The sequence below is a fragment of the Vibrio sp. A37 genome, assembly GCF_059777565.1.
This window is the reverse complement of sequence record NZ_JBLNLI010000003.1, coordinates 41,722-54,726: the sequence shown is the minus strand read 5'-3', so window position 1 is coordinate 54,726 and position 13,005 is coordinate 41,722. Positions and strand designations below refer to the sequence as shown.

Sequence of the window (13,005 nt, the reverse complement as noted above, 5' to 3'; positions counted from 1 at the left end):
TTAGGTATTCTATGTCGATCAATGAGTCTGTGACTGTACAGAACTCACAAATTCCAAGATAACCGGATATCATCGATGCAAGACCAATATAACCCGCAAGACATTGAACAGAAAGTTCAGCAGCACTGGGATGACAACAAAACCTTTGTTGTAAGTGAAGACCCAAATAAAGAAAAATTCTACTGTCTATCTATGTTCCCTTACCCAAGTGGTCGACTTCACATGGGACATGTGCGCAATTACACCATCGGTGATGTTATCTCGCGTTTCCAACGCCTGCAGGGTAAAAACGTTATGCAACCAATCGGTTGGGATGCATTCGGTCTTCCTGCTGAAAACGCTGCCGTAAAAAATAATACAGCTCCAGCGCCATGGACTTATGAAAATATTGAGTACATGAAAAACCAACTTAAACTGCTTGGTTTTGGCTATGACTGGAGTCGTGAATTCGCAACTTGTACACCTGAGTACTACCGCTGGGAACAAGAATTCTTCACTAAGCTTTATGAAAAAGGCTTAGTTTACAAAAAAACGTCTTCAGTAAACTGGTGTCCTAATGATCAAACTGTTCTAGCGAATGAACAAGTTGAAGATGGCTGCTGCTGGCGCTGCGACACTCCGGTTGAGCAAAAAGAAATTCCCCAGTGGTTCATTAAAATCACCGCATATGCACAAGAGCTATTAGACGACCTAGACAACCTTGAAGGTTGGCCAGAAATGGTAAAAACCATGCAGCGTAACTGGATTGGTCGCTCTGAAGGGGTTGAATTGAGTTTTGAAGTTCCAGGACAAAACGACCTAGAAGTTTATACCACTCGTCCAGATACTTTAATGGGTGTAACCTACACAGGTATCGCAGCTGGCCATCCGCTTGCAGAAATTGCCGCGCAAAGCAATCCTGAGCTTGCAGCATTTATCGAAGAGTGCAAAAACACCAAAGTAGCAGAAGCTGAACTTGCTACGATGGAAAAGAAAGGCATGGATACTGGCCTAAAAGCCATCCACCCACTGACGGGCAAGGAAGTACCCATTTTTGTCGCGAACTTCGTATTGATGGATTACGGCACTGGCGCGGTTATGGCAGTTCCTGCACATGACCAGCGCGACTACGAGTTCGCCACTAAGTATGGTTTAGAGATCACTCCTGTAATTCAACCAACAGATGACAGTGAGCTTGATATTACTGAAGCCGCGTATACTGAGAAAGGCACGCTATTTAACTCTGGCGAATTCGATGGACTTGAGTTTAAAGCTGCATTCGATGCAATTGCTGCAAAACTAGAATCTCTTGGTAAAGGTAAAAAGACTGTTAACTTCCGCCTACGCGACTGGGGTGTTTCTCGTCAGCGTTACTGGGGTGCACCAATCCCAATGGTGACAACAGAAGATGGTGAAGTTCACCCAGTACCAGCTGAGCAACTTCCTGTGATACTGCCAGAAGACGTCGTGATGGACGGCGTGACGAGCCCAATTAAAGCAGACAAAGAGTGGGCAAAAACTACATTCAACGGTGTACCAGCGCTTCGCGAAACGGATACCTTTGATACCTTCATGGAATCATCTTGGTACTATGCTCGTTACTGCTCACCACAAGCAGATGACATCTTAGATCCTGAAAAAGCAAACTACTGGCTGCCAGTCGATCAGTACATTGGTGGTATTGAGCACGCTTGTATGCACCTGCTGTACTCTCGCTTCTTCCACAAATTACTGCGTGATGCAGGCTACGTGACTTCTGACGAACCGTTTAAGAAACTTCTTTGCCAAGGCATGGTGCTCGCAGATGCATTCTTCCACACCAATGAAAAAGGCACCAAAGAGTGGGTTGCACCAACTGACGTTAAAGTTGAGCGTGACGGTAAAGGCCGCATCAGCTCTGCGACAGACAACCAAGGCCGTGACGTTGAACACTCAGGCATGATTAAAATGTCTAAGTCGAAAAACAACGGTATAGACCCACAAGAGATGGTAGATAAGTACGGCGCGGATACTGTTCGTCTATTTATGATGTTTGCTTCTCCTGCTGACATGACACTTGAGTGGCAAGAATCAGGCGTTGAGGGCGCTAACCGCTTCCTAAAACGTGTGTGGAAGCTAGTGAAAGAGCACACTGAAAAAGGTGAAGCTGTTGCACTTGAGGCAAGTAAGCTCTCTTCTTCGCAAAAAGCGTTGCGTCGCGACGTACATAAAACGATCGCGAAAGTGAGCGATGACGTTGCTCGTCGTCAAACGTTCAACACTGCAATAGCAGCAATAATGGAATTGATGAACAAGCTAGCAAAAGCACCACAGGAAGATGCACAAGACCGTGCAATTTTGGATGAGGCACTCAAAGCGATTGTTGCTATGCTTTACCCAATCACTCCACACATCTGTTTCGAAATGTGGAACGCTCTAGGCGAAGAAAATGTCGACAACGCTAGTTGGCCTCAACATGATGAATCAGCATTAGTTGAAGATGAGAAGCTGATCGTTGTACAAGTAAACGGCAAACTTCGCGCTAAACTAACCATTGCTGCAGACGCAACGAAAGAGCAAGTAGAAGCACTTGGCCTTGGCGATGAGAATGTTTGCAAATTCACTGATGGAAAAACTGTCCGTAAAGTGATTTATGTACCAGGTAAACTTCTGAATATCGTTGCTAACTAATTTAGAACGAATATAATTTTTAACAGTCCAACAGGGTGGAACTACTCCACCCTGTTTATTTATTTTATGACTTTTGTTCCTAAGGTTTTGCTAAACGTCGAAAGTCATAAAATAAATATGTTCAGCATAAAGGAAATCTATTGCTAATGCGCCTGAAGCCTTATTTCAAACTTTTCACTGTATTATTTTCTGCGCTTTTATTGTCTGCTTGTGGGTTTCACCTTCGTGGCGACTACTCAGTACCCAACGAACTGAGCAAGATGTCTGTTACCAGTTACGACCAATATAGCGTTTTGACTCGTGATGTGAAAAACCAGCTGCGCCTTAGCAAAGTTGATTTGGTTCCACCCGCTCAAGATATTCCCAATCTTTACATCATGAGCGAAAGCACAGCAACGCAAACTTTATCGCTATATCAGAACACCCAGACGGCTGAGCAACAGTTAAAAATGACCGTATCTTATCAAGTCACGATTCCTGATCTTGGATCCAAAGTGTTTACCACAACAGTAACTCGTACCTACCTTGCGAACTCTTTGGCTGCCCTAGCAAAATCTGTCGAAGTCGATATGCTCGAAAATGAGATGAGAAAAACCGCAGCAGAGAGAATTCTTACTCAGATGTCGAGGCTGAAAGCAAATATCAGAGCAGGTTCAATGACACTTGCTGATGATAGCGGCATAGATGCGCAATCCAATGCTAATCAGAACTCAGAAGTAACTGCAGAACAAACTTCAGCGCCAACGAGCTCTGCCAATTCAGAATCGTCTTCCTCTTCTCAAGGAGAGTAAATGAGAGTATACGCTGACAGGCTCGAAGAGCACTTAGCTAAGCAATTAGAGCCTGTCTTTTTGGTTTTTGGTAGTGAGGCTCTACTGATCAATGAATCTCAACAAGCCATCACTGCAAAAGCTAAACTGCAAGGCTTTGATGAACATTTCAAATACGTCATCAATGACTCAACCAATTGGCAAGAAATCCATGACTGTTGCTTGTCACTGAGTTTATTTGGCAGCAAGAAAGTCGTTGAGTTAGTCCTGCCTGAGACTGGGGTTAACGCTTCAACGAGCAAAGAACTATTATCTTTACAGCAATCACTCAATCCAGATATCTTGCTACTTCTAATTGGTGGCAAACTAACCAAAGCTCAAGAAAACAGTAAATGGTTTAAAAGCCTCCACTCTAACGGGTGTTGGGTAACTTGCTTAACTCCGGATTCTGCTCATTTACCTCAGTTTGTCCAGCTTCGCTGTAGAAAACTGGGATTGAAGCCAGACAGAGAAGCGACTCAAATGCTCGCTCAATGGCACGAAGGCAACTTAACCGCCCTCGTACAAAGCCTCGAAAAGCTAGCACTCAATTACCCAGATGGTGAGCTTAATTTAGTTCGCTTGGAAGATTCTTTAAGCCGCCACAATCACTTTACCGCTTTCCATTGGACCGACGCTCTGTTGGCTGGTAAAGCCAATCGCTGCCAAAAAATACTCTCACAACTTGAAATAGAGGGTATTGAACCAGTTGTGCTCCTACGTACCATTCAAAAAGAGCTGATGCTTCTTTCTAAAATGCATGATGAACTGCAAAAGAGTAATATTAATCAAATATTTACCCAGCACAAAATATGGCAATCAAAAAAACCATTGTATAGCGCTGCCTTGCAAAGGTTAACGAAGCAGAGGTTGCGCAACGCAATCAGCACTCTGGCTTATGTCGAGCTACATGCTAAAACCGATTTCACCTTTGCTGCATGGCCATGGCTGCGTCAACTATCAATACAACTATGTAGCAACACTGACAACCTGCCATCGCTCCCTACTAAAGCATGATATAATACTGCCCGAAACAATCTCTATTTGAACTTGTAAGGATCTTCCATTGCAACAAAACGAACTGACTCTATTTCTCGCTGACAAAGCAGATGATATGAAAGCACAAAACATCACAACGATTGACGTTCAAGGTAAATCCAGTGTCACTGACTACATGGTAATTTGCACTGGAACATCAAAACGCCACGTGAATTCCATTGCCGAACATGTCGCTTCAGAAGTAAAGAAAGCGGGAATGGAACCAATAGGTATTGATGGTGAAGCTGAAGGCGAATGGGTTGTTGTCGATATGGGCAGCAGCATGCTTCATGTTATGCAAGACGAGCAGCGAGCACTTTACCAACTAGAAAAACTTTGGGGCTGATATGAAAATTCAGCTCATTGCTGTTGGCACCAAAATGCCAAAATGGGTAGAGGAAGGCTTTCAAGAATATAAACGTCGCTTTCCTGCAGATATGCCCTTGGAACTTGTGGAAATTCCAGCAGGCAAGCGAGGTAAAAATGCTGACATTGCAAGAATATTGCAAAAAGAAGGCGAAGCGATGCTTGCTGCCGTGCCAAAAGGAAACCGAATTGTTACCCTCGACATTCCTGGAAAGCGGTGGGACACGGAACAATTGGCTGAGCAGCTCCACGCATGGAAACTCGATGCTCGCAACGTTTCAATCTTAATCGGTGGCCCCGAAGGACTCGCTCCAGCTTGCAAAGCTGCGGCAGATCAAAGTTGGTCACTCTCCCCTTTGACTCTTCCCCATCCTCTTGTAAGAGTGATAATGGCAGAGAGTCTTTATAGAGCTTGGAGTATTACCGCGAATCATCCGTATCATCGAGAATAAAAATATATGTTACGCAAGCGCAGTCAAATAAGGGATTATAAGGCAGAAGCACGACTATTTAAGTTTCGCGCAATTGCTGCATTCATCGGAATTGTGTTTCTGCTTGGCTTACTGGTTATCAATTTTTATAACCTTCAAGTAAGTGGCTATCAGGATTACCAAACTCGCTCTAATGACAATCGGATTCAAATAGTCCCTATTGCCCCAACACGGGGACTTATTTATGACAGGAACGGCGTCATTTTGGCTGAAAACCGGCCCGTATTTGACCTTGAAATTACGCCTGAAGAAGTCAGAAACATGGATGATACCATCTCTCGCTTACGCAAGATTTTGGTGATTAGTCCTGACCAAATTGAAGACTTCAGAAAAGAGTTGAGACGTAGCCGTCGGTTTAAATCGATCCCGATCCTTACTCACCTCACGCCAGAGCAAGTGGCTATTTTTTCTGTCAAGCAACACGCTTTTCCTGGTGTAACCGTCAATGCTAGTCTTACCCGTTATTATCCCTATGGGGAAATGATGACTCATACCATAGGGTATGTTTCTCGAATCAACGACAGAGACTTGCAACGGCTAGCCGCTGAAGGGAAAGAGTCGAACTATCAAGCGTCTCGATTTATCGGAAAAATTGGTATTGAACGTTACTATGAAGATTTGCTCCATGGCACAGCAGGATACCAAGAAGTAGAGGTAAATAGCCGTGGACGAGTCATTCGCAGATTGAAGTATGTCCCTCCGATTCCTGGTAAAGATATTGTTTTAAACTTAGATATCAAGCTACAAGAGTACGTTTATAAATTACTCAAAGGCAGGCGCGGTAGCGCTGTCGTACTCGACCCTAAAGACGATGGCATTTTAGCTATGGTATCGAGTCCAAGTTACGACCCCAACGCCTTTGTACGTGGTATTTCGAGTCGTGACTACCGAGATCTGTTACAAGATAAAAATCGCCCACTGGTTAACCGAGCCACATTAGGCATCTACCCACCAGCCTCGACGATAAAACCATTTATGGCTATTGCGGCATTGAAAGAAGGCGTAATTACGCCAAGAACCACACGTAATGATCCAGGCTACTGGCGAATTCCAAATGCGAAAACGAAAAAAACTTATCGCGATTGGAAACGATGGGGTCATGGCGTTGTCAATGTAACTAAGGCGATTGAAGAGTCGGTTGATACTTTCTTTTATCAGGTCGCTTACGACATGGGGATAGACGATATCTCTCGCTGGATGAGACTGTTTGGCTTCGGTGATTATACCGGTGTCGATATCCATGAAGAAAGTAAAGCAAATATGCCTACCAGAGAATGGAAACAACTTCGACACAAAACACCTTGGTATGAGGGTGATACTATTCCTGTTGGCATCGGCCAAGGCTACTGGACAGCAACTCCTATTCAAATAGCGAAAGCAACTTCGGTTTTGGTTAATCATGGCAAAGTGATTTCTCCACACTTGCTTCGCGCAACAATCGACAGTGGTGAAAGCTTCGATAAGCAAGTTTTAGAGAAATACCCAACTTCACCCAACTCAATCAATAACGTTCCAGAACGGTATTGGGATATAGCGCTACATGGGATGAATTTAGTTAACCATGGCAAGACGGGCACAGCTCGACATTACTTTAAAAATACAAAATATGTCAGTGGAGGAAAGTCTGGCACTGCACAAGTCTTTGGTTTGGGCGAAGACGAAGACTACAACGCAGAAGAACTGGCGGAACATCTACGCGATCACGCACTGTTCACGGCTTTTGCACCCTATAAAGATCCCCGCTTTATCGTCACCGTTGTATTAGAAAATGCTGGTGGCGGCTCTAGTCAAGGGGGCTCCTTCGTCCGTAAAGTTCTTGATTACGCCCTGTTAGGCGATAAAAACGAGGTAGAAAAATAATGGATCTAGATCCTTCAACAGGTCAAAACAGAGCGTTTTTCGAACGCTTTCATATTGACCTGCAACTGGTACTTGGCTTGCTGGTAATAATGGGCTTTGGCTTGATAGTGATGTACAGCGCAAGTGGGCAAAGTATGCAGGTGATGGATAGACAAGCCATGCGCATGGGGCTATCTCTTGGCGTTATGCTACTTGTAGCTCAGATCCCTCCTAGAACATATGAAGCTTTAGCTCCACTGCTTTATTTTGTCGGAACCGTTTTATTGGTCTGCGTATTACTTTTTGGCGAATCTTCTAAAGGGGCTCAGCGCTGGTTAGATATAGGGTTTGTTCGCTTCCAGCCCTCTGAGCTTCTAAAAATAGCTGTTCCTCTAATGGTGGCGCGATTTATTGGTAAGCGCTCTCTACCACCCACCTTCCAAACCATAGTCATGTCGTTGGTACTCGTTTTCATCCCAACGATTTTAATTGCAAAACAACCTGATCTCGGAACTTCAATTCTTATCGCCGCTTCTGGTATCTTCGTTATCTTTCTCGCTGGTATTAGTTGGAAAATCATTGCTGCCGCAGGCGTTGCTCTGGGTGGTTTTTTACCCATACTGTGGTTTTTCTTGATGAAGCCTTATCAGAAACTCAGAGTGATGACCTTGTTTAACCCCGAATCCGACCCTCTTGGCGCAGGCTATCACATTATCCAAAGTAAGATTGCGATTGGCTCCGGCGGCTTGTTAGGAAAAGGCTGGTTGCATGGCACACAATCGCAACTTGAATTCGTCCCAGAAAGGCACACTGACTTTATCTTTGCCGTTATAGCTGAAGAATGGGGACTGATTGGCAGCCTAGCCCTATTGGCGGCTTACCTATTTGTGATTGGCCGCGGTTTATACCTCGCCAGTAACTCTCAAACCGCCTTTGGTCGAATGATGGCTGGCAGCTTAACGTTAAGCTTTTTCGTTTATGTATTCGTAAACATGGGCATGGTGAGCGGCATTCTTCCTGTCGTTGGTGTCCCTCTGCCTCTTATTAGTTATGGCGGCACTTCTATGGTAACCATCATGGCGGGATTTGGCATGATCATGTCAATTCATACCCACAGAAAAGCGTTCTCAAAGGCTAACTAAATTAATGAAGCTGAAAACATTAACGATAATCGCTGCAGGGATTGCTCTGGCTGGATGTTCATCATCCAGCCGTTACAGCCTTTCCAATGATGTCGCACCTAAAAAACCCATATCCACTTCTCACATTGAAAATGCTGTTCCACAATATGAACCTTTTAGTGTCGCTGGCAACAAGGATTACACCTTACGGGGTCATCGTTATCACATAATCAAAAATCCAAAAGGCTTCACACAAAAAGGTAAAGCATCTTGGTATGGAGAGAAGTTTCACGGCCACTACACGTCCAACGGTGAAGTGTACGATATGTATTCAATGACAGCCGCTCATAAGACTTTACCAATACCCAGTTATGTTAAAGTCACCAACCTTGATAACGGTAAAACAGCGATAGTCCGAGTCAACGACCGTGGCCCTTTCCACCAAGGCAGAATCATTGACCTGAGTTACGCAGCAGCAAGTAAACTCGGTGTAATAAAAACGGGCACGGCAAACGTAGAAATACAATACATTGACGTTGCCAAGCCAACCGCAAAACATAAAATTGCCACTCTGCAGCAGTACGCCATTCAAGTTGCCTCATCAAGCAATGAAGACCGCTCAAAAAATTTGGCGAAAAACCTAGCAGATAAGCTCTCAGTCGGTAGCTATATCAATAGAAATAAGGGAGTATATAGAATATATTTAGGTCCGTTTGAAGACTACAACTCGACTCAAAAAGCCCTAAATGAAGTGAAACGACTCGGTTACTCAACCGCATTTATTAGGAAAAAGACTGTCACTCGCTAAGGCTTGTTGCCCTAGGGCTATTTTCTCTTTTGCAATTGTATTACTTGGATGTGAAAACACATTGTACTGATATGAAAAAAAATACGTTTCTCAAATCAATTTTTTCAGTGGTGGCCACTTTTTCTGCTACCTTTTCTATTTTCTCAACCTACGCTGCGCCAATGGTTATCCCTGATGCACCTGACATCGCAGCGAAAGGTTATGTCCTCATGGATTATAACTCTGGGAAAATACTTGCAGAGAACAATATGAACAGCAAGATGCACCCAGCTAGCCTCACTAAAATGCTGACTAGTTACGTGATTGGCCAAGAAATTAAACACGGCAATATTCATCGCGACGACAAAGTCACTATCAGTAAAGATGCTTGGGCGAAAAACTTTCCAGACTCTTCAAAAATGTTTATTGAGGTTGGCACTCAAGTATCAGTCGATGATTTGAACAAAGGTATTATCATAGACTCTGGTAACGATGCTTGTGTTGCGATGGCTGAATACATTGCAGGCTCTCAAGGCGCGTTCGTCGATTTGATGAACTCTTGGGCAAAGAAAATTGGCATGAAAGACTCACATTTCACCAATGTTCATGGCCTCGATAACCCGAACCTTTACACTACACCTTACGACATGGCATTGCTGGCGCAAGCGTTAATTCGGGATGTACCTGAAGAATACAAAATCTACGCACAGAAAAAATTCACTTATAACGGCATCACTCAATACAACCGTAACAGCCTTTTGTGGGACAGCAGTCTAAATGTGGACGGGATAAAAACTGGCCATACAAGCAATGCAGGCTATAACCTCGTCACTTCTGCTACTCAGGGTGGCATGCGCCTAATTACCGTTGTTATGGGCACAAAGAGTACAAATGCTCGCGTTGCAGAAAGTAAAAAACTACTCACCTATGGATTCCGCTTCTTTGAAACAGTAGAACCACACAAAGCCGGAGAAACCTTTATCAAAGATAGAGTTTGGATGGGTAACCAAGACACGGTAGATCTCGGTGTAAACGAAAATACGTTCGTCACCTTGCCGCGCGGAGAAGCGAAAAACCTCACAGCAAGCTTTGTGCTTGAAAAAGCTCTCGAAGCGCCAATCAAAAAAGGGGAAGTGGTTGGTAAACTCTTTTACCAATTAAATGGTAAAGACGTTGCTCAGTACCCACTTGTAGCGTTAGATAATGTAGAACAAGGTGGCTTCTTCAGTCGACTGTGGGACCACATCGTACTATTTTTTAAGGGACTGTTTTAGACACGAGTATAGGAAGAAAAGTAGCGCGCTTTTCTTCCTCTTGAGATCGATCGAGATTGCAAGTACTATTGCGCCCCTATTACTATCGATATCGTTGGAGCCTCTATAATGTTGAACATTAATTCAGACGCTAAATTGAAAGATCTGCTCGAATTCCCTTGCTCGTTTACATTCAAGGTAATGGGCTACGCAAAACCTGAATTGACTGAAAAAGTGTTAGAAGTTATCCAACGCCATGCACCTGGAAGCTATAGCCCAACTCTGAAACCTAGTGCAAAAGGCAACTATCACTCGGTATCAGTGAACATTACAGCAACCTCTATTGAGCAAGTAGAAACACTGTACAAAGAGCTTGGTGAGATAGATATCGTGCGGATGGTACTGTAATTGGTATTGTTAGTATAAAAACTCGAAAAAAAAGCAGCGCAAGCTGCTTTTTTATTGTGCTAATAAAACTTTTACCTTCAGCGCATATTACATTTATAATACAAAGTCTTTGTTGTATTGGCTTTTGCCAAAGGAAATAGGGTATGCAAGACCAACTCATAGTGAAAAAACTTGGCCGACAAGATTATCTTCCTGTCTGGAAAGCCATGCACGAGTTCACTGACACTAGAAACGAAGACAGTCTCGATGAGGTTTGGTTAGTTGAACACAACCCTGTATTCACTCAAGGCCAGGCAGGAAAAGCAGAACATTTGCTAGCGCCGGGCGATATACCGGTGGTACAAAGTGATCGAGGCGGTCAAGTGACCTATCACGGTCCAGGTCAGTTAGTTGCCTATTTCCTTATCAACTTAAGGCGTAAAAAACTTGGAGTAAGAGGTTTAGTCACGCATATCGAAAATATCGTAATTAATACTCTGAAGTCGTATAATATCGAATCAAATGCTAGGCCAGATGCGCCTGGTGTTTACGTAGATAACAAGAAAATTTGTTCTTTAGGGCTACGCATCCGTAAAGGCTGTTCTTTCCACGGTCTTGCACTTAACGTCAACATGGACTTATCTCCATTTCAACGCATCAACCCGTGTGGTTATGAAGGCATGGAAATGGTGCAAGTTAGCCAACTTGGCGGCCCTGATTCATTAGAAGCTGTAGAGCAGCAGCTTATACAAAAGCTCGTATCATTGCTCAACTACGAGCACGTTGAATTTATTACAGAAGCAAATAATCATGAGTAAACCAATCCAGATGGAGAAAGGCGTCAAATACCGTGATGCCGACAAGATGGCACTGATTCCTGTGAAGAACATGCCAACGGAGCAAAAAGAAGTACTTCGTAAACCGGAATGGATGAGAATAAAACTCCCAGCGGACAGTCAGCGAATTCAAGACATCAAATCAGCAATGCGCAAAAACAACCTTCACTCTGTATGTGAAGAAGCGTCTTGCCCTAACCTCGCCGAGTGTTTTAACCACGGCACAGCAACCTTTATGATTCTAGGGGCAATTTGTACTCGTCGCTGCCCATTCTGCGATGTTGCTCATGGCCGCCCGCTTCCTCCAGAAGCCAACGAACCACAAAAGCTTGCTCAAACAATTAAAGATATGAAGCTAAAATACGTGGTGATTACGTCCGTTGACCGAGACGATTTGCGTGATGGTGGTGCTGAGCACTTTGCCAACTGTAATAAAGAAATTCGCGCACTTAATCCTGAAATCCGTATTGAAACATTAGTCCCGGATTTCCGTGGCCGTATGGACACCGCACTTGAGCTTCTAAAAGACAACCCACCAGATGTCTTCAACCACAACCTAGAAACTGCGCCTCGTCTGTATCGTAAAGCGCGTCCTGGTGCAAACTACAAGTGGTCTCTAAACTTGCTGAAGAAGTTCAAAGAGCAGCACCCTGATGTCCCAACTAAGTCGGGTCTAATGATGGGACTAGGCGAAACAAAAGAAGAAATTGTCGAAGTGCTAAAAGATCTACGCGAACACGGCGTAACAATGCTAACACTTGGTCAGTATCTAGCGCCTAGCCGCCACCACCTTCCAGTAGAGCGTTATGTGCCACCAGCTGAGTTCGAAGAGCTTAAAGAGATTGCGCTAGGGCTGGGCTTTACACATGCTGCATGCGGTCCGTTTGTTCGCTCGTCTTATCATGCTGACCTACAAGCAAAAGGTGAAGAGGTAAAATAATACCTCAGCTCAAAGAGTAGAAGCTAAGTTATCAGCTTCTACTCTGCAAAATGCCAACAACCCCGAAAACACTTCTCCTGTTTCTTGAATATATTCATATTGTTCTATACGCTAACCTAAATAACTATTCCCGAATAGCTAAGGATTGGCGATGAATAAGATTGGATTGTTAGCCCTCATAACCTCTGCGTTTCTTGTTGGTTGCGCTTCTAACTCTAAAGAAGATAACTACCGAGAAGCCTCTTTCGAACTCTGCAATACAGAAGTGGATATTTACTCTGTGAGTGAAGATGGCCGCGTTCGCATTGTCTGCTCTGATGGCTCGAAGTTTGCCCTGAAAGATGAGCAAACCTTAGAAAAAATGAAAGATATCAACGTTGAGTACTGCCACGGAGAAGGGCTAGGTAAGTTTAATGAAAGCCGAAAATACTATACGTTTAAATGTAAGTCTGGAACTTTGTTAAGTATCTCTAAATAAAAATAACACTT

Annotated in this window: 13 protein-coding genes; all 13 read left to right on the top strand. The window is 43.9% G+C overall.

Annotated elements, in window-relative coordinates:
• The first annotated feature begins 75 nt into the window (after positions 1-75).
• Positions 76-2,649 carry a leucine--tRNA ligase gene (gene leuS / locus ACM2FC_RS06290; protein WP_498480033.1) on the top strand — a complete coding sequence of 858 codons (2,574 nt, stop codon included), beginning with the start codon at positions 76-78 and terminating at the stop codon, positions 2,647-2,649.
• A 146-nt stretch (positions 2,650-2,795) separates the two neighbouring features.
• On the top strand, positions 2,796-3,440 hold the full coding sequence (locus ACM2FC_RS06285; RefSeq protein ID WP_498480032.1) for an LPS-assembly lipoprotein LptE: 645 nt from the start codon (positions 2,796-2,798) through the stop codon (positions 3,438-3,440).
• A complete protein-coding gene (holA, locus tag ACM2FC_RS06280) occupies positions 3,441-4,475 on the top strand; it encodes a DNA polymerase III subunit delta (RefSeq protein WP_498480031.1) in 1,035 nt (344 codons plus the stop codon).
• 49 nt (positions 4,476-4,524) lie between these two features.
• Positions 4,525-4,842: a ribosome silencing factor gene (rsfS, locus tag ACM2FC_RS06275; RefSeq protein WP_237361150.1), complete on the top strand. Its 318-nt coding sequence runs from the start codon at positions 4,525-4,527 to the stop codon at positions 4,840-4,842.
• Between the two features lies 1 nt (position 4,843).
• Positions 4,844-5,314: a 23S rRNA (pseudouridine(1915)-N(3))-methyltransferase RlmH gene (gene rlmH / locus ACM2FC_RS06270; protein ID WP_498480030.1), complete on the top strand. Its 471-nt coding sequence runs from the start codon at positions 4,844-4,846 to the stop codon at positions 5,312-5,314.
• Positions 5,315-5,320: 6 nt separating this feature from the next.
• Positions 5,321-7,213 (top strand): penicillin-binding protein 2, encoded by a 1,893-nt coding sequence (mrdA, locus tag ACM2FC_RS06265; protein WP_498480028.1) that lies wholly within the window; start codon positions 5,321-5,323, stop codon positions 7,211-7,213.
• Positions 7,213-8,334, top strand: coding sequence for a rod shape-determining protein RodA (gene rodA, locus ACM2FC_RS06260; protein WP_498480027.1), 1,122 nt, complete (start codon positions 7,213-7,215; stop codon positions 8,332-8,334). Before mrdA ends, rodA begins: the two co-directional genes overlap by 1 nt.
• 4 nt (positions 8,335-8,338) lie before the next feature.
• Positions 8,339-9,121: a septal ring lytic transglycosylase RlpA family protein gene (locus tag ACM2FC_RS06255; protein ID WP_498480026.1), complete on the top strand. Its 783-nt coding sequence runs from the start codon at positions 8,339-8,341 to the stop codon at positions 9,119-9,121.
• Positions 9,122-9,192: 71 nt separating this feature from the next.
• Complete coding sequence (locus ACM2FC_RS06250; RefSeq protein WP_498480025.1) at positions 9,193-10,374, top strand: serine hydrolase; 1,182 nt, start codon at positions 9,193-9,195, stop codon at positions 10,372-10,374.
• A 108-nt stretch (positions 10,375-10,482) separates the two neighbouring features.
• Positions 10,483-10,761 (top strand): DUF493 family protein YbeD, encoded by a 279-nt coding sequence (gene ybeD, locus ACM2FC_RS06245; protein WP_498480024.1) that lies wholly within the window; start codon positions 10,483-10,485, stop codon positions 10,759-10,761.
• A 143-nt stretch (positions 10,762-10,904) separates the two neighbouring features.
• Complete coding sequence (gene lipB / locus ACM2FC_RS06240; RefSeq protein ID WP_498480023.1) at positions 10,905-11,558, top strand: lipoyl(octanoyl) transferase LipB; 654 nt, start codon at positions 10,905-10,907, stop codon at positions 11,556-11,558.
• Positions 11,551-12,516: a lipoyl synthase gene (lipA, locus tag ACM2FC_RS06235; protein WP_498480022.1), complete on the top strand. Its 966-nt coding sequence runs from the start codon at positions 11,551-11,553 to the stop codon at positions 12,514-12,516. Before lipB ends, lipA begins: the two co-directional genes overlap by 8 nt.
• Positions 12,517-12,667: 151 nt before the next feature.
• On the top strand, positions 12,668-12,994 hold the full coding sequence (locus ACM2FC_RS06230; protein ID WP_498480020.1) for a hypothetical protein: 327 nt from the start codon (positions 12,668-12,670) through the stop codon (positions 12,992-12,994).
• Positions 12,995-13,005: the final 11 nt, after the last annotated feature.